The organism is Paenibacillus sp. J31P13, from assembly GCF_056269295.1.
Genome location: NZ_JBWDNR010000007.1, coordinates 42,519 through 61,581, shown reverse-complemented (window position 1 = coordinate 61,581; position 19,063 = coordinate 42,519). Strand labels below are relative to the sequence as shown.

At 44.8% G+C, this 19,063-nt stretch carries 11 protein-coding genes; 9 read left to right on the top strand and 2 right to left on the bottom strand.

All coding sequences use genetic code 11. The features are described 5' to 3' along the window. Positions 1-41: 41 nt before the first annotated feature. The 4 genes from AC0YOD_RS21335 (at position 42) to AC0YOD_RS21320 (ending at position 10,103) form a co-directional block, all read left to right on the top strand. The gene (locus tag AC0YOD_RS21335) at positions 42-611 is read left to right on the top strand and encodes a hypothetical protein (protein ID WP_475801357.1); all 570 of its coding nucleotides are present in this window, start codon (positions 42-44) and stop codon (positions 609-611) included. 271 nt (positions 612-882) lie between these two features. Then, entirely contained in the window at positions 883-1,686 is an 804-nt protein-coding gene (locus AC0YOD_RS21330) for a TerC family protein (RefSeq protein WP_475801356.1), read from the top strand. A 72-nt stretch (positions 1,687-1,758) separates the two neighbouring features. Beyond that, the gene (locus tag AC0YOD_RS21325) at positions 1,759-2,349 is read left to right on the top strand and encodes a thymidine kinase (protein ID WP_475801355.1); all 591 of its coding nucleotides are present in this window, start codon (positions 1,759-1,761) and stop codon (positions 2,347-2,349) included. Between the two features lie 248 nt (positions 2,350-2,597). Next, the gene (locus AC0YOD_RS21320) at positions 2,598-10,103 is read left to right on the top strand and encodes a glycoside hydrolase family 3 N-terminal domain-containing protein (protein ID WP_475801354.1); all 7,506 of its coding nucleotides are present in this window, start codon (positions 2,598-2,600) and stop codon (positions 10,101-10,103) included. A 78-nt stretch (positions 10,104-10,181) separates the two neighbouring features. Here AC0YOD_RS21320 and AC0YOD_RS21315 read toward each other — a convergent pair whose 3' ends face one another. Together AC0YOD_RS21315 and AC0YOD_RS21310 are read right to left on the bottom strand one after the other, a co-directional pair. Beyond that, positions 10,182-11,810, bottom strand: coding sequence for a response regulator transcription factor (locus AC0YOD_RS21315; protein ID WP_475801353.1), 1,629 nt, complete (start codon positions 11,808-11,810; stop codon positions 10,182-10,184). Between the two features lie 5 nt (positions 11,811-11,815). Then, positions 11,816-13,621: a sensor histidine kinase gene (locus AC0YOD_RS21310; protein WP_475801352.1), complete on the bottom strand. Its 1,806-nt coding sequence runs from the start codon at positions 13,619-13,621 to the stop codon at positions 11,816-11,818. 195 nt (positions 13,622-13,816) lie between these two features. Between AC0YOD_RS21310 and AC0YOD_RS21305 the strand changes: the two genes are divergently transcribed. The 5 genes from AC0YOD_RS21305 (at position 13,817) to AC0YOD_RS21285 (ending at position 19,016) form a co-directional block, all read left to right on the top strand. Further along, entirely contained in the window at positions 13,817-15,175 is a 1,359-nt protein-coding gene (locus AC0YOD_RS21305; RefSeq protein WP_475801351.1) for an ABC transporter substrate-binding protein, read from the top strand. Positions 15,176-15,271: 96 nt separating this feature from the next. Further along, positions 15,272-16,144 carry a carbohydrate ABC transporter permease gene (locus tag AC0YOD_RS21300; RefSeq protein WP_475801350.1) on the top strand — a complete coding sequence of 291 codons (873 nt, stop codon included), beginning with the start codon at positions 15,272-15,274 and terminating at the stop codon, positions 16,142-16,144. A gap of 51 nt (positions 16,145-16,195) precedes the next feature. After that, entirely contained in the window at positions 16,196-17,080 is an 885-nt protein-coding gene (locus AC0YOD_RS21295; protein WP_475801349.1) for a carbohydrate ABC transporter permease, read from the top strand. A 30-nt stretch (positions 17,081-17,110) separates the two neighbouring features. After that, positions 17,111-18,070, top strand: coding sequence for an ABC transporter permease (locus AC0YOD_RS21290; protein WP_475801348.1), 960 nt, complete (start codon positions 17,111-17,113; stop codon positions 18,068-18,070). 43 nt (positions 18,071-18,113) lie between these two features. Beyond that, positions 18,114-19,016 carry a carbohydrate ABC transporter permease gene (locus tag AC0YOD_RS21285; RefSeq protein ID WP_475801347.1) on the top strand — a complete coding sequence of 301 codons (903 nt, stop codon included), beginning with the start codon at positions 18,114-18,116 and terminating at the stop codon, positions 19,014-19,016. Positions 19,017-19,063: the final 47 nt, after the last annotated feature.

The window sequence follows — 19,063 nt, the reverse complement described above, 5'->3', positions numbered from 1 at the left end:
ATACTGTATGAAATGATACTAAATGATTGGAGGGATTCCCTTTGGAATTTACTTTTGAGATTATTTCGGAATCAAATATTAATGTTCGTTACATCTATGGCGGGGAATGGTTCACCTTCAACCTGTTCAATCGGGAGGGACAGTGGATACTTCATCCATTTGATTCTTCACTAATCCGTAATAAGGATATGAGCAGACTCGTCATTGCAGATCTGCTTCAACATAAACCCTTTCAGGTTATGCTTGCTAAAGAAGGGATTATATTATCAGAGCTTAATACATCTGTACCGCTTGGCAGAGAGGAAGTGGAAGAGGAAACGGTCAGGTATGAGGATTTGCCTCGCTTAGATCGTCAATCTGATATCATTATAGACAAGCCTAATGACATCATCTCTCCTTCCATTGACATTGATGAGCTCATCGAAGAAAATGAGCTGGAGGATCTTATTCGTATGGAGATACAGCTCATTGAATCACGTCAAAATATATATAATCAAGTGCTGCATCGGATGTTTATGGCTAACTTAGGCCCATCAGATGTGGAGTTTCAAAGGATACAGCAAGTGGTTAAAACGTATGGTGAGGCGAAATCTCGTCTGCAGTCGATTTAATAAAAAAAATTTCAATATTTTTTTAAATAAGTGGAACCATAAGATTACTAGGCGCGTATCAACCTATATGAACGGAGCAAGTTAGTTCAATATCGGTTAAAACAAACTCCAAAGGGGAGTAGCTGCTACAGTAAAGTCGTCAATACGGGATTTGACCTTCCCCGGCTTTACTGGCAACGTTTCGACGTTGTTTGCGAGACCTTTGCCTACACAAGGCAAAGGTCTCTTTTTTTATGCCCTTTAACCGAACCAAAATGAGGAGGAAATGGAAATGGATATTGGCTTATTGATGGAGTACGGCTGGGTATTGCTCGTTTTGATTGTGCTTGAGGGGTTGCTGGCGGCGGATAATGCGCTTGTGCTCGCGATTATGGTTAAGCATTTACCGGAGCAGGAAAGAAAGAAGGCATTGTTTTACGGGTTGGCAGGCGCATTTGTCTTTAGATTTGGTTCATTATTTGCGATCTCGTTCTTAGTAGATGTATGGCAAGTACAAGCAATAGGTGCGCTCTACTTATTGTTTATTGCGTTAAATCATATTTTCCGAAAAGTATTATTCAATAAGCATAAAGAAGAACCTGCTGTGGGCGACACAACAGAAAAGAAAACAGGAAAGAAGAAAAGCAGTTTCTGGTTTACTGTCTTTAAGGTTGAAGTGGCAGATATTGCATTTGCGGTCGATTCTATTCTAGCTGCGGTTGCTCTCGCTGTTGCACTTCCTGCAACAAACCTGCCGAAGATCGGCGGCATGGATGGCGGACACTTTATCGTTATCTTTACAGGCGGATTCATCGGACTTGTCATTATGCGTTTTGCGGCGAACGTATTCGTCAAGCTGCTGGAACGTAAACCTAGCCTTGAAGTTGCAGCATTCTTTATCGTAGGTTGGGTAGGGGTTAAGCTAGCGGTCATTACGTTATCCCATCCATCATTGAATGTAATTCCTGCAGAATTTTCACATTCGACAGGCTGGAAAGCAACCTTCTATATCGTTCTCGTTCTGATCGCCGTTTGCGGATGGTTTATGTCGAGCGATAAAGATGAAGAAAAAGAAGGCAGCGCTAAAACAGCTTAAGGAAGTCCTTGGGTGCTGACATTTCTTCCTGTATAATAGGCGTATTGAACTGTTTTCTGGAGGAGATTTTTTTTGGCACATTTGTATTTCAAATACGGAACGATGAACAGCGGCAAGTCGTTCGAAATTATTAAGGTCGCATATAATTATGAGGAACAAGGCAAGACTGTTCTGATTTACTCACCGTCGATTAGTGCGCGTGGCGAGGCGGATCGCGTAGGCTCCAGGGTCGGCTTTCAACGTGATGCTATTCCCGTATATGAGGGAACGAATCTATTTGAAAGTGTGAGAGCGTTCGTTGATTCATCCACTCATGCAGAAATTTATTGCGTGCTTATCGATGAGGCACAGTTTCTGAAGAAACATCATATTATTGAGCTTACCCAAGTTGTGGACGAGCTTAATATACCGGTCATGGCATTTGGGCTCAAAAATGATTTTCAGAACGAGCTGTTTGAAGGCAGCTATAATTTGCTCGTGCAGGCAGATAAGATCGAAGAGATCAAGACAATCTGCTGGTATTGCGATCGTAAGGCGACGATGGTTATTCGTTTCAATAATGGACAGCCTATGAATGCTGGCGAGCAAATTCAGATCGGCGGCAATGAGGATTATAAGCCGGTTTGCAGACGCTGTTATAATAATGCCTTCCGTACAGTATAGTAATAGAGGATTAATTGGGTGATTGTGAGCCTTCAGTCAGAGTTATTGGCTGGAGGCTCTTTTTATGTCTCTATTCATGTATGCGATTACATTTTCCAAAAAACAACACATATGATCATAATAATGCGTCATGTTTTCAAGCGGTCATCAATTCTATACTTGTATGTAATCTCATGCTTATGCCGTTTCTGTAACAAGTGGAGCTGAAGCGCGAGAGAGTGCAATTATCGTTTTGAGGAGGATTGGGCTTGAGAAAAAAGATGTCGATGATGACGGCAACGCTATTGATCGTTTCATTGGTTACCGGCTTATTTTCAACCGGGATGACCACTTCCGTGCATGCAGCGGGGGCGCTACCCGCGTATTTGGACCCTTCCAAAAGCGTAGAAGCAAGAGCGACGGATCTATTGTCTAGAATGACGCTTGAAGAACGTGTAGGACAAATGATACAGCCTGAGAAAGGTAATATTTCGCCGGAGGAAGTAAAGAACTACTTTATTGGTTCAGTACTCAGCGGAGGCGGCTCCTTCCCAAATGGGAAGCAAACGGACAGCACCCGTGAAAACTGGGCAAAGCTAATTGACAGCTATCAGGACGGAGCACTCTCAACAAGACTAGGCATTCCGCTCTTGTACGGGGTTGATGGCGTTCATGGTAATAACAATGTGAAGGGAGCTACTCTATTCCCTCATAATATTGGGCTCGGTGCTGCGAATAATGCAGAGCTGGTGAAGGCGATTGGCGCAGCAACGGCTAAAGAAATTAGAGCTGCCGGAGCAAACTGGGATTTCGCGCCTACGATTGCTGCTCCTCAGGATATTCGTTGGGGTCGTACCTATGAGGGCTATAGCAGCGATCAAGCCATTTCGAAGGTCCTTGGGGCAGCGTATATCAAAGGGCTGCAAGGGGAAACGGATGCCGAGCGAAGCCAAACGACGCATGTGGTCGGGGCAGCTAAGCATTTTATCGGGGAAGGCTACACGGATAGCGGCACGAACCAAGGCAATATCACCAAATATACAGAGGACGAGCTTCTTGCTAGTGACTTAACCATGTACAAGGCTGCGATTGATGCAGGTGTACAAACCGTTATGGCTTCCTATCATAGTATTCAAGGCTTGAAAATGCATGCCAATAAGCGGCTCCTGACGGATGTGCTTAAGGGAGAGGTTGGCTTTAAAGGCTTTGTTATTTCCGATTATAACGCGATTCAGCAAATTACCCGTGATCAGGACGGACATGCGGTTAGCGGCTTGGAAAATCAGCTGCTCGTGTCTGTGAACGCAGGGGTGGATATGTTCATGCTGACAGGTGATTGGAAAGCAAGCCTCGATCACTTGATCAGTCTAGTGAAGGATAAGAGCATTTCGGAGCAACGTTTGAATGATGCGGTGCTTCGTATTTTGAAGGTGAAAATAGCTTCTGGTTTATTCGAGTTTCCAAAAACAGATTCTGATCTTGCAGGCTACTTTGGGGCAGCAGAGCATCGGAAGCTTGCGCGTCAAGCGGTTGCCGAATCACTCGTGCTTCTGAAAAATGATGTCGTGAATGGTGCTCCAATTTTGTCTCAGCTTAAGGATATGAACAAAATTTTTGTAGCGGGGAAAAATGCGAATGACATCGGTAATCAGGCGGGCGGCTGGTCGATTACATGGCAAGGAGCATCTGGCGCCATTACGACGGGAACGACGATCTTTGAAGGCTTGAAGGAAGTGGCAGGCGATTCGAAGACGGTTACCTACAATAAGCATGGAAGAGGCGCAGCAGGCTATGATGTAGCTATTGCGGTCGTTGGCGAAACGCCATATGCAGAAACGACGGGAGACCGTACAAGCTTGAATCTGGACGAAGAGGATCTTGCTACCATTGCCAATATTAAGGCGGCTGATCCCAATATTCCTATCGTTGTTGTACTTGTGTCTGGACGTCCGCTTACGATTGCGGATCAATTGGATGATTGGGATGCTCTAGTAGCAGCATGGCTGCCCGGTACAGAAGGACAAGGTGTTGCTGATGTATTAATCGGCGGCAAAGAGTTTAAAGGAAAAAACCCGATCAAGTGGCCTTTTTACTTATCGAATTATCCCATTATGACAAATGAAAGCACAAATCTGTTGTTCAAGGTTGGATATGGCCTGAAGAGCACAGAGGCTACACCTGATTTGCCGGTTAAACCAGAGCAGCCGCAGCTGCCGTCCGAGAAAATTCCAGGGAAAGTGGAAGCGGAGGCTTTCTCAGCGAAGAGCAGTGGGCTGGGTACGGAAAACACAGGGGATGCAGGCGGCGGCCTAAACGTCGGCTGGACTTCGGGCGGTGCATGGCTGGATTATAACGTTGACGTAACTGAACCGGGCACCTATAGCGTCACATTTCGTTATGCGGGCAATGGGGGAGAAACGGGAATGAAGATTAAAAATGCATGGGGCAAGACGATTGGTACGCTGAATGTAGGCTCTACCGGCGGCTGGCAAAGCTGGGAGACAGCAGTTGTGAAGGATGTCGTTCTGAGTCAAGCTGGCATTCAGAAGCTGCGTCTTGAATTTATCGCAGGAGATATGAATTTTAACTGGTTTGAATTCACGCGTACCGGCGACGTACCAGCTGACGGCGGAAATGGCGGGGGACCAGAGCCTGGAAATGGCGGAGGAGATCAACCGGCGTTAATCAAAGGAGCTGTTGAATCATGGATATCAACGGAGCGTGATGCTGGAGATCGCAAATGGTATTATGGAGATCGTTCACAGGCGGGAGATAAAAAGCTGGAGCAGCAGCCAGATCTTGATATTACGCTTCCTGATGGCAGTGCTGCTACAACGATTACCATGGACCCAGACAAGAAATATCAAACCATGCTTGGGATTGGATCTTCCATGGAGGAAGCGACGATTCATAATCTTGTGAAAATGTCTCCCGAAAAAGGAGATGAGCTGCTTCGAGGCTTGATCGACAAGGAAAACGGAATTGGTATGAGTATGGTTCGTCTGACGATTGGCACGTCTGATTTTACAGCGCAAACCTTCTATTCCTATAATGATTTGCCTGCTGGAGAAACAGATGTAGAGCTTAAGAAGTTTTCTATCCAAAAGGATATCGACTTTGGCATCATTCCAACGGTGAAGAAAATGCAGGCGATTAATCCAGATTTGAAATTTTTCGCATCGCCTTGGAGTCCTCCAGGCTGGATGAAAACGACTGACAGTATGATTAAGGGTACGGTGAAGGAAGAGTATCTTCCCGTGCTTGCATCCTACTATGTGAAATATTTAGAGGCGTATGCGGAGCATGGTATTTATTTCGAAGCGATGACCTTGCAAAATGAACCGCTGCTCGAAATCGAATATCCTAGTACGGCTATGTCTTGGCAGCAAGCCTCAAGGCTTGCGAAGCTGCTGCGAGAGAAATTAGACGCAAATAGCAATGCGAAAATCAAAAACGTTAAGCTATGGATGTTCGATCACAATCCAGGCGATACGATGGCTTATCCCGCTCAAATTCTGGGTAACTCCGTTGACGGGGCTTATGATGCGATTGAAGGAACGGCATTCCATGACTACGGCGGCGAGCTGTCTATGATGACGCAGCTGCATAACTTGTTCCCAGAGAAAAGTGTGTATTTAACAGAGCGAGCAGTATGGGGAACATCAGGTGCAGACCGAATTGCACAATACTTCCGCAATTATGCCAAGAGCTATAACAGCTGGGTTACGATGCTCGACAGCGACATCTCGACGCATCAATGGGTAGGCATTCCTGATCCTACACCAATCGTTCAGGACTCTTCCAACCCTGATAACTACTGGAAGCTGCCGGAGTATTATCTCATGGGTCAGTTTACGAAGTTTGTTAAACCAGGCTATGTAAGAATTGATAGCAATTACGGCTCAGCTGCGACGGTGACGAATGTTGCTTTCGCGAGTCCCGATGGCAAAGAAATTGTAACGGTAGTCATTAACCAAACAGCTGATGCGCAGCCATTCAAAATATTAGTGGACGGAACGCAAATCAATGCGGTTATTCCGGCAAAATCAGCTGCTACCTATCGTTGGAACCGAACAGAAGTTACGAATATTCCGGCTGAAATTGATGCAACGAGCTTTGCTTCGGCGGAAGGCGTATTCACTGTTAATCCGAATGGATATTTGGGATCCTTCGCTGAGAATGGCATGGCTTCATTCCATTATGCAGTTAATGTTGCAGAAGCAGGCGAATTTGATTTGGATCTTGCGCTTGCTGGCTATCAAACAGATGGAGCGGTAAGCTTCAAGCTTAATGGTGAAGAGCTAACAACGCTGGCTATCAAGCAGCCGACTTACCAATGGGAATATTTCGCGAAGCATCGTGTACGGGTTACGCTCCCGGCAGGTACACATAAGCTAACGATGGAGGTTAGCAAAAACGATTACAATATAAAGAGCATCACGTTCACGAAAGCGGAAACCGCACCAATTCAGCTTCCTGCACGAATAGAGGGGAGCAAGTTCACCGATTCCTTAAATGTGTTGGTCGACGGTTCAACGGTTAGCTATGCTGATCCGAATGACTGGATGGAATATGTTATAGATGTCCCTGAAAATGGTGATTACGGCATTACGTATCAGTATGCCACTCTAAATGATGGAGCGAAGGCAGAGCTTTCAACAGAAGCTGGCGTTCTAATAACGACCGAGCTGCCAAGCAGCAAAAGCTGGGAGACAAGAGCTGCTGCTACAGATACGATTTCGTTGACCCAAGGTGTTCATACACTTCGTATACGAATTGTAGATCAGGGCTTTAACTTACATGCTATTGCAATGGGACCTTCCATTGTTGCGGAGAATCCAACCTTTTTGGAAGGCTCAGAGCGGGGTGGAGCAATTACGATAAGCTTGCTCAATGATCAATTCAAGCCTGAATTGACGGCTTCTAATTGGTCGCTTGAGGGCTATGCGGGAACGGTAGTGGATAGCGTATATCGCGTGGATGACCATACCGCCAAGCTTGTATTTGCCAGTACAACGGTTAGAGATTATGACAGGGATAGGAAGGCAACGGTTACAGCAAGTGTATATGAAGCTGCATCAGGAATAATAGGTCAAACAATGAGAGCGCCAATCGTCTTCAAAGCGATTGATGATCCGGAGACCGTATCCTTATCCCAGTCTGCAGTTCCATATGATGTTGATGGGAAGGAACTTATCCTATCTCTAGCAGGCGGAACCTTTGCAGAGGAAGGATTGAACGGAATCTCATTAGCTGGACCGGCTGTTGATCAAGGCGGTGTAACGCTTCATGCAATTGAGCTGCTCACGTCAACTAAGGTTAAGCTAACGCTTGGCTGGAATAAGAAAACCTATTATGACGAGCTGGAGCTGCGAGTTCAGGTTCCTACAACGGCATATGACGATTCAACGGGTGATAGAGCGTTAACAGCGAAAACAATATTGCTCGGAACAGAAAACGTAATACAAGCTATTGATTTGCTTAGCTTTAATTCGCTGGATGCATTCAATCGATTGAAGGGCTTTGCCCTTTCAGGAACAGGTAGCAATAGCAAGCTGACAGCAAAAAGCGGTGGCGATTATGCTGATTATTTGATTCATGTACCATCAGCCGGACGTTACATCGTTACCTTTACTGCAACTTCTAATTCGCAAATTACGAATGGAATTGTAGTAGAGACAGAGAATGGCGCAGTAAGGCAATCATTGACTGTACCTAATCTGTACAATCAGACTGTAGAAATGCGTGCGTTGCTGGATTTGAAAGCTGGGGATCAGAAGCTTCGCATTATGGCTGGCGCGTCCGGCTATGAGCTGAAAGGTATCAAGTTCGAGTCACATGCAGCACAAATGATGGATGCTAACGGTACGATGACAATTGAGGCAGAAAGCTATAGCCGTGCGGATGCGGCTGCTGTTCAAAGCAATATGGCAGGAGATGTTTTGGATTTCAAAAACGTCGGCTTTATCGCTGCGGCAGGATCCCTGTATTTTGATATCCATGTTGCAAAGACAGGCTTTTACAAGGTGACTTATCATTATGCAACACCGCAAGCTGGTGTCAGCGCTACGTTATCCGTTAACGGCAATAAGCTGTCTACAACGACATTAGGCGCAACAGGCGGATGGGGCACTTATGCGAAAGCATCAGGTATTGTTGAATTGCATGAGGGTGAACAAATCTTACAATTTACAAGCAATAATGATGGTGCAAATTTAGATTGGATTTTACTCGAAGAGACAGAAGCAGTTGCACCGATTACAGGCGTTGTTTCCTTGCCAAAAGCATCCCTAAAAGCGGGAGCATATAAGGGGACAAAATCAATTATTTTAACATCTGCTACGGATGGAGCGGATATCTACTATACAATGGACGGAACACTGCCAAGCAGCATGAATGGTCAAAAGTATAGTGGAGCGCTTACGCTGAAGGATCTAACAGTACTTCGTGTCATTGCTGTCAAAGCCGGTATGACGGATAGCTTTGTTGCTCCATTTACGTACATCATTACCCCTGGCGAAGATGGCGGGAATAATGGAGGAAACAACGGCGGCAACAATGGAGGGAACAATGGTGGTGATAACGGCGGTAATACTAGCGGTAATGCTAGTAAAGTGATCAAAGCACCGGCACCGGTACTAGACTCAGCTAGCGGACTTGCGAAGACAGTAATAACGCAGGCTCAGATTGATGAGGTTTCGCTGCCAGGTCAAGGTACAACCAGTGCGGTACAAACTATTCAAATTGAGGTTTCAAGCGTGAGCGGGGCTGTAGGATATGAGGTTCAGCTGCCGAAAAATGCAATTAGCGCTGCGAGCTTGACGATGCAATATGAGATCAAGACGAAGGAAGGCACGATTGTTGTACCAAGCAATATGCTGAGCACAATGCCTTCTGATGCAAGCAGTCTATCGATTGTTATTTCAGCCGCAGACAAGACCAAGCTTAGCGAGGAAGCGCGCAAAGCAATCGGCAATCGTCCAGTTGTTGAGCTAAGCTTATTCGTAAACGGTAAGAAAGCAGAATGGAGTAATCCGAACGCATCTGTAAAAGTACTGCTTGCCTACACGCCGACTGAAGAGGAACAAAAGAATGATGAGCATATCACGATTTGGTATGTAGATACTGCCGGCAAGCTTACAGCTGTTCCAAGCGGCAAATACAACAAAGCTCAAGGTGTAGTAGCCTTTTCGGTTAATCATTTCAGTGCTTATGGAGTCGTATACGTGAACAAATCATTTACAGATTTGAGCAAGCACGAATGGGCGAAGCAAGCGATCGAGGTCATGGCCTCCAAAGGGGTCATTAATGGCGTATCGGAAACGGAATATGCGCCAGCTCAAAGGGTGAAACGAGCAGATTTCATTACACTGCTTATCCATACACTTGGTCTAAGCGCAATAATTGAAGACGGCTTTAAAGACGTATCAGAGGATGCATACTATTATGAGCCCGTTGCTATAGCTAAGAAGCTGGGTATTGTAACAGGTCGCGCAAATGAATTATTCGATCCTAATGCCTCTATTACAAGACAAGAAATGATCGCGATGACAGCTAGAGCGCTAAATCTCTCGGGCAAAAAGCTAGCAGCTGGAAGCTCAGCTGGGCTTGAAGCCTTTACAGATATCGCGAAGCTTGCTCCTTATGCAACAGAGGGTGCCGCTCTTCTTGTAGCGAATGATATTGTGAAAGGCGATGGCTCCAAGCTGAATCCTCTGGGATACACAACTCGCGCAGAGGCAGCCATTATTATGTATGGTATTTACAATAAGTAAATAGCTAATGAACACAAGAAAGAGGCGAAGTGCATATATGCACTTCGCCTCTTTGCTATCCTTTTCTAATATAAGGAATCAATGATCAGCGTTATAATTTTTCTGATACTGCCGTGGAGTAATACCGGTCCATTTCTTGAAGGTGGAGCTGAAATGGCGCTCCTCCTGATAGCCAACCAGCTTGGAGACAGCATAAATTTTATAGCTTTGGCGAAGCAGCTCCTTGGAGCACTCCACTCGATATTGGTGCAAATAGTCAAGGAAATTGACTCCGAGCTCTTGCTTGAAGAGGGAGCTCAGATAGGAGTTGCTTACGAATGTCTCCTTGGCAGCAAGCTCCAACGTCAAATTTGTATTATATTTTTGCTTAATCAGCTCAATCGTAGCATGAACGGTTCGATGAAGTGATTTTTGTTTCGACATCGCCTCGACGATGCTTTGCACGATCTTCTGCAAGACGACGATACAATCATCGAGCGTTTCCATATTCGGTATTTTCTCGAGCCAGTTGACGAAGCTGTCCTGCCATTCTATGGATGCTACTTTGCGCTCCTGAGCAAACTTTTGAAGCTCAAGGATAAGGCTTGTTACACGTAAATGAACCTCTGCTTTACTATAAACCGAGTTGTTGCGAATATGGGACATGCCAGCTTCAATGGAATCAACCGTCTGCTCATATTGTTCATTCTGTAAGGATATGAGCATATTTTTCTCCATTTGAAAAAGGAATGCATCCTCCAAGATAGATGCTTTGGCTGCCGGCTGCTTCTCTAGATTGTGATAAAAGAAAATACCGCCTCTGCCCTGATAAAATCTTGCTTCCATCGCTTGAATCGCTTCTTGATAGCCAACATGCGCATAATCAACGGACGGTTTTGGCGAGCTGATGGACAGGCTGATGGATAGCTTCAGATAGGATTCTAGATTTCGCTGAAGAGCCTTCAGTGCTTCATCCATTCTCTCTGTCGTTACATCTAAAGGACTATTTCCAATCCAGAGCATCTCATCACCATGCCGGAATACCTCCAGTCTATCGGTATACAGAGGAGATAGGGTCTCGCCTGTAACATTGAGCAGGGCGTAGCGTATGAGCTCCAAATCCTTCTTGGAGGCAAATGCGCTTGGTCCGGTAGAGTCAATTCGTATAATTCCAACTTGAATCGGTCCAGTATTTAGAGAAATATCTACTTCATTCATAACGTTCGTCCGATTCTCAAGAGGCATAACCGGCTGCTGAATCCACTGAGATAGAATTTGATTTTTTAATAAATGAATATTTCGATTCCAGCTGCGATTCAGCTCGTTCATGACCTTATCTTCGTTTTCAGATGCTTCAATCTTTTGTTTCAGCTCCAAAATAACTCGAATGATATCATGCGGCATACATGGCTTTAACAAATAATCCGATACACCAAGCTTAATAGCTTCCTTCGCATATTCGAATTCATTGTATCCAGTAAGCAGCACAGAATGGAATTCCAGACCTGCTGCCTTAGCTTCTCTTATCAGATCAAGACCATTTAGGTGAGGCATTTGGATATCAGTAAGCAATAAATCAGGAGGATCATTTTTGATCATTTCCAAAGCCTGCATGCCGTTAGCAGCTTCTCCGGAAATCTCGATGTCATACAGCTTCCAATCCACCATCGTAAGAATGCCTTCACGGAAGGATTGCTCATCCTCTGCAACGATCATTTTAAGCGTCATATTCGTTAAACCCCCTGTTTAATTCGAATTTGAACCCTTGTACCTAAACCCTCTTTGCTCTCGATTACTAATTCTGCCCCTGCGTAAAATAATGCGAGTCTCTCCTTTATATTGGTCAGCGCCATCCCAGAATGAGTGGAATTAATTTGCAGATTTTTGAGCGGCTCCTTGAGCTGGATTTCATTTAAAGAAGCAACCTGCTGCTCCGACATGCCGGGACCGTTATCGGACACCTCCAAAATAATCCACTCCTTTTCAATATAGGAACGAATTTGAATATGTCCGTTGCCGCCAGAGGGCTCGATGGCATGAATAATCGCATTTTCGACGAGCGGCTGAAGGAGCAGCTTCGGCATACGGAAATGCTGGATAGATGGCTCCGAATCGATTTCGAAATTAAAACGCGTCGTAAATCGTTTCTTTTGCAGAAATAAATAGTTTCGAAGAAGCTCGATCTCTTGCTCCAAAGGAGCAAAGTCGTTGCCGCTGTTAAGGCTGAGCCGGAAAACCTGAGAGAGAGAGACGACCATTTCAGATATTTCCTTATCCCCCTTCTGAACAGCGCTCCAGTTGATCATATTTAAAGTGTTATATAGAAAGTGCGGATTAATTTGCGATTGCAGCGCTTTTAGCTCCGCTTCTTTTTGCTGCAAGCGAGAGGCGTACACGTCATCAATTAATGTTTTGATCCGTCCAACCATCGTATTGTACAAATGGCCTAGCCGTCCTATTTCGTCATTTCCGTTAAAATAAACGCGCTGCGTAAAGTCACCTGTCTGAAGCGCTTTCATAGAAAACATCAGTTTTTTCATAGGATTCGTAATGATGCGGGCAATGATCCATGAGAGCAAGATCGCCATGAGAGAGACGACAGCCATGATATAAAAAGTAACAGACCCAATATGCTTCAGCTCAACGACCAGCTTGCTGCGATCCTGAATAACAACGGCGTGCCAGCCTGTGATGTCGGATACGGAGTCGGAAACGATATACTGATCCTTTTGCTTGAGCGAGGCTAGCCCGAGCTCTGGCTGAACTTCGGCGATGCCTGCTTGCTGGAACACGGGCAGTGTTGTAATTGCTTTTCCGATCCATTGCAGGTCTGTTGCTGCCAGTACAATACCTTCATCGTTCATAATGAGCTGTACGGCATCCTCATTGGCATGATAAAGATTTTTACTCAGTCGATCAGCGTCCATTCCAATGATCAGCAAACCATTCCGGGCATAGTTGTAAAAGTTTTTGTAAGGCTTTATTAATACGAGCTTGTGATGGTAGTCGCCGGAGAGGATGAGGTCCGATGGAAGGAACATATCCCATATGACTCCGTTAGTGTCTGAAGCAAGCTTCGTATAAAAACGTGTTTTTGTGAAGCGGTCGTAGCTGACAGCGCTGGCAATGCCGGTTTGCGTAATGGCAAAGGGCTGCCCAAAGTGATTGGCTTCTGAGATCGGATAAAGAATCAGTGATTGAATAGATTCGCCGCTAACCATTAACGGAAGCAGATTTTTGTATACCTGATCACGCTGCTGTGCTGTATCACCATTCATAACCATTTTCTGTACGGTCGGATTAAGAAATAAATAATTAGAGAAGCTTAGTGTGCTATTCGCAAAATAATCAAGTTGATCCTTCGTCTTGGTTGCCATATTCATTTGGGATTGACGAATCTTGTCTACGACCTCGCCGGAAGCGATGTAATAGGAATAAAGGCCGGTAATACCAACGGTTACGATAAGTAAAGGAATGACTAGCGTGAGCAGTTTGCTTTGTAAAGTTAAATGCCGAAATGGAGGGAAAAATACTCTCATATGCTTCACCTTTAGCCACTGAAATTTGTATCCACAGTATATCAAGAAATAGATAATGGAAGTTGAATTTTGCATATGATCCAAAAAATGAGGCATCTATTCTAAAATATGGGCCATATTTTACCATGAAACTACAAGCTATAATGGGGAACAGAACAGGAAATGCCTGCTCAAATAAATAAAGGTGGGGTAGCGATGAAAAAGATATGGATTATGCTAGTTGCCATAGTTATGGTGTTCTCGGTGGCAGCATGCAGCTCTGGCAATAATGGCGGAAACAAAAACGGAGGACCTAGTCCAACCAGCGAACCGAAGGAAACGGAAGCAGTGAAAGAGGAGAAGCCAGCGGAGCCTGTTACACTGAAGTTCTTTACGGCTCTGGCAGACCGATCAAACGGTGCTGGTAAGATCGAGCAAGCTATCATTGATAGTTATATGGCAGAAAACAAGAATGTGAAAATTGAAGTCGAGGCGCTTCAAGATGAGCCTTATAAAGCGAAAATTAAAGTATACGCATCAACGAATGCCGTACCTGACATTATTCAAGCTTGGGGTCAGACTTCATTCATCAAACCGCTTATCGACAACAATTTGCTGCTAGAGCTGAACGAGGCTGAATTTGATGGCAGCAACTTTGTTCCTGGCGCGAAGGACGGCTTCTCTCAAGATGGTAAGCTGTACGGCTTGCCGCGTGGAACAGATTTCTTGGTTATCTACTATAACAAAAAGATTTTTGACGACAATGGCTTAACCGTTCCGACAACGACAGCGGAATTGCTTGAGGTTTCGAAGCAGCTAAGAGCGAAAGGCATTAATCCGATTACAACAAATGCAATGGAAGGCTGGTCGCTTCCGATATGGTTCGAATATGCAGCACAACGCCACACTGGCGATTTCAACAAAATGGATGCCGTATTGAAAGGTGAAGCCAAATTTTCTGGAGATGCTGATTTCTTAGCAGCAGCGCAGGATATTGCTGCACTTGCTGAAAATAAGGGACTCGCAGACGGCTTCTTAACGGCAGATTATGGAACGTCCCGCAACCTGTTTGGTCAAGGTCAAGCGGCGATGTTCGTAATGGGCAACTGGGAAGCAGGACTTGCTACAGACGAGAACTTCCCAGAAGAGTTCCGGAATAATGTAGGTGCGATCTCATACCCTGCTTCTGATAAAGGAAAAGCGACGGATGTAGCGGCTTGGTATGGCGGCGGTTACTCGGTATCCAAAAACTCGAAGCACCAAGAAGAAGCAGTAGCATTCTTGAAATATTTCTTCTCGCCTGACAACTGGCCGAAGCAAGTATGGCAAACAGGTTCGGGCACGCCAGCTCAGAAGTTCGATGATTATTTAACGGGTAATGAGACAGCGCTTCAAAAACAACTGGTTGATATTTTCAGTGCAATGACTTCTTCCAGCGGCACGCCTGTACATGACAATGGTACAGATGAATTTAAGACAAAAGTGATGGAAGCCCATCAGAAGCTGTTCGGCAAACAAATTACACCTGAACAATTCCTAGTGGAAATGGATGCAGCAGTCGCAGTTTTAAAATAAATAGATCAATCTAGCAGTGGCGGAGCAGGCGAATTGGGTTCGACTGCTCTTGCCTCCTGCTTAAGAGAGAGAGCGGGGAGAACCATGCACAAACTGATGAGTAATCGGATTACGATATTTTGGCTAGTCGCACCTGGCTTTATGCTGTTTCTCTTCATGGTCTGCCTTCCGATTATCATGAGTGGGTATTACGGAACGACGAACTGGACAGGGATTGGCGCTTATGAGTTCGTAGGACTCGATAATTATATGAAGATATTGTTTCATGACGGTGTTTTTTGGCGGTCATTGTTTAACGCCCTGCTGCTCTTGGCAGCTACGCTTCTCATTCAACATCCGATTGCGTTATTGTTCGCCATATTTGTTACTCATGCAGGAAAGCTTGAGAAATGGTTTAGAGCTATATTTTTTATACCGGCTGTTATATCAATCGTCGTCACTTCGAAAATGTGGGTAAGCGTATTTCATCCGAACTTCGGGATGTTGAATAAAGCGCTGCAAGGCTTAGGCCTCAGTGCATGGAAGCAAGACTGGCTAGGCGATCCCAAATTAGCGATTTGGTGCATTATTGTTGTGGTGATGTGGCAAGGCTTCGGTTATGCACTGCTCCTTTATTATGCGGGACTACAAGGCATACCGAAGGATCTCTTTGAAGCTGCTGAGCTTGATGGTGCAGGAAGAGTGAAGCTGTATACGAGAGTAGTCATTCCGCTTCTTACGCCGATGGTAAGAGTAGCCATCGTCATAGCCGTTACCGCTTGCTTAAAGCAGATGGAGACCGTATTTCTAATGACGAACGGCGGTCCGGCTAATACGACGCAATTCATTGGTAACTACCTGTACAAGACGGCGTTTTCTTCCTCGCTCTACGGATACGGAAACGCGATATCTGTGGTGTTCGTTATCATTTGCCTCATCATTACGATGGCAATGAATAAGGCGTTTAAGAAGGATGTAGGCGAGTTCTAACGCAGGCACCGTATGCGTACTCAGTTATACGAATTTTTAGGAGGTTTGCTAGTGGGAGCCATTGCAGCTAAGACCAATCGGCAAGCGATCAGCGGCAATAAGAAGGACGCTGCTTCACCAGTATTAAAAATCATTCTTCATGTCATTCTATGGAGTGTGGCGCTGCTTCAAATTTTTCCGCTCATCTGGCTCATTAATTATTCCTTTCTGAAGAGCGGAGATTTCTTTGGCAGCGGAATTTTGAAATGGCCTAAATCATTTGAATGGAATAACTATGTGAATGCATTCACATATGGTAGCGTTCCAAGGTTCCTATTAAACAGTCTATTTATTACGACCGTTACCATATTGGTGGCAGCCTTCTTGGCGCTTATGCTTAGCTACGCGTTTACGAGAATGGAATGGAAGCTGCGCGGTCCGGCAATGGGATTTATTATGCTAGGCATGATCGTTCCGATTCATGCTACGCTGCTTCCGAATTTTATTTTGTTCGATAAGCTGAATCTCATTGATAATCCATTGTCATTAATTCTACCTTATATCGCATTCTCTTTGCCGATCAGCCTGCTCATTATTTCAGGCTTTCTGGAGACGATTCCGAAGAGCATAGAGGAATCAGCAGTTATGGACGGCTGCTCCGTATTCGGCGTCATCTTCCGTATTATTATGCCGATGACGAAGCCAGCGATTGCGACGGTGTGCATTATGAATTTTATTAGCTGGTGGAATGAATTCATTATGGCGAACACATTTCTAACCTCTGAAACCTTCAAGACACTGCCATTTTCTATTATGAAGTTCACTGGGCAATATTCATCTAATTATGGCGCACAATTCGCAGTCATGACGATGATCGCTTTGCCAACTGTCATCATTTATTTATTGTTTACCGAGCAAATGTCACGCGGTATAACGGCTGGAGCGGTGAAGGGCTAGGCTGGTCAAAACAAAGGAGGCGGAAAAAGCATGCAATCATCTGCTGCACCGAAAGCAACGGCAAGCTTGGCGCGAACAGAAAAACCGCTTTGGCGGCGGTTTTTGGCACAATGGCAAGTACAGGTGATGATTTTTCCGGCTTTGCTCTTTATTTTGATTTTTAACTATTTTCCGATGTATGGCGTGCTGATGGCCTTTCAGGATTACAGCTTGTTCAAAGGTTTTTTCGGAAGCTCCTGGGCTGGATTTAAACATTTTGAAATGTTCTTCAACTCGCCAGACTTCTACCGGGTCATTCGCAATACGATCGTGATTAGTCTGCTGAAGCTAGTCATTAATTTTCCTGCTCCCATTCTTCTTGCACTCATGCTGAATGAAGTGAGAAACATGGTATTCAAGAGAGTTATTCAAACGATCAGTTATTTGCCGCATTTCTTATCTTGGGTAATCGTGTCGGGATTCACCATTTCCATTCTATCCGTTGATAACGGAAGCCTAAATATTGCACTGCAAGGTCTTGGACTGATTGATAAGCCCATTAACTTCTTGTCGCTGCCGGAATATTTTTGGGGCATTATCGTTACGACGAATTTGTGGAAGGAAATTGGTTTTGCGACGATCGTCTATTTGGCAGCCATTGCAGGCGTGAATCCGAGTCTGTATGAGGCAGCCTCTATTGACGGTGCAAGCAAGTTTAAACAAATATTTCTCATAACGCTTCCATCCATTACACCGGTTATTATTATTTTTCTTATCTTGAACATCGGAAGCCTATTAAATGCCGGATTTGATGATTTGCTCTTGCTGGGCAGAAGCGCGATGCTTCGTGATGTGGCGGATGTTATCGATACGTATGCGTACCGTGTAGGTATCATAAATAACCGATTCTCGTATGCAGCAGCGGTTGGATTGTTCAAAGCAGTTATTAGTGTTGGCTTGCTGACGATGGCAAACTTTTTGGCTAGAAGAGCGGGTACAAGCCTATGGTAAAACCGATTAAGCCTGCCAATATTGGGAAAAGTGGTGAAGTCCAGTGAAGCTGAGCAGCGGTGATAAAACATTGCAGGTATTCATCTATTTCTTCCTAGTGCTGCTAGGACTGGCTACGTTATATCCGTTCTGGAACTCAGCGGTCATCTCGTTTAATGAGGGATTAGATACGGCAAGGGGCGGAATTACGATTTGGCCGAGAGCCTTCACACTGGAAAATTATAATATCGTGTTCCAAAACAAACGGATTCTTGATGCTTTCCTTGTATCCGTGCTTCGTACTCTTGCTGGGACAGCAATCTCTATTTTCTTAACGGCAATCTTCGCTTACGGCTTATCGGTTAAAGGTGTAATCGGTAAGAAATATTATATGATCTTCGCCATTATTACGATGTATTTCAGCGGTGGGCTTATTCCTTTCTATTTGCTTAACCGTGAGCTTGGTCTTATGGATACGTTCTGGGTTATGGTCATTCCTTCAGCGGTAAGCGTATGGAATATGATTATATTCCGAACCTTCTTTATGGGCTTGCCCGATGGGCTGGAGGAATCAGCGAAGATAGATGGAGCAAGCACGTTTGGAATCTTTTTCAAAATTGTGTTTCCTTTATCAGGTCCAGTTTTGGCTACGCTTTCATTATTCACAGCGGTCTATCATTGGAATGATTGGTTTACGGCTACGATTTTTATCAACGACGCTAAGCTGTATCCCATTCAAACCTTTTTACAGCAAATTATGAATTCGAACACGATGAGTGAGCAGCTGTCTATGGCTTCGCAAGGAAGCGGAGCTGCGACTGACGCACTAAGCCGAATGCAGGGTGTAACGAGCAAATCATTAACGATGGCCACAATGATGGTAGCTACGATTCCGATTGTTCTCGTCTATCCGTTCGTTCAACGATTCTTTGTAAAAGGCGTTATGATCGGCTCTTTAAAAGAGTAGCTTCGGTATTCGACCCTGCTTCGGCTATGGGTATGAGTATAGATAAT

Bases quoted from the DNA above. Each gene is read 5' to 3' on its own strand.
- AC0YOD_RS21330 (WP_475801356.1), top strand. From the start codon at position 883: ATGGATATTGGCTTATTGATGGAGTACGGCTGGGTATTGCTCGTTTTG.
- AC0YOD_RS21315 (WP_475801353.1), bottom strand. From the start codon at position 11,810: ATGACGCTTAAAATGATCGTTGCAGAGGATGAGCAATCCTTCCGTGAA.
- AC0YOD_RS21310 (WP_475801352.1), bottom strand. From the start codon at position 13,621: ATGAGAGTATTTTTCCCTCCATTTCGGCATTTAACTTTACAAAGCAAA.
- AC0YOD_RS21305 (WP_475801351.1), top strand. From the start codon at position 13,817: ATGAAAAAGATATGGATTATGCTAGTTGCCATAGTTATGGTGTTCTCG.
- AC0YOD_RS21300 (WP_475801350.1), top strand. From the start codon at position 15,272: ATGAGTAATCGGATTACGATATTTTGGCTAGTCGCACCTGGCTTTATG.
- AC0YOD_RS21290 (WP_475801348.1), top strand. From the start codon at position 17,111: ATGCAATCATCTGCTGCACCGAAAGCAACGGCAAGCTTGGCGCGAACA.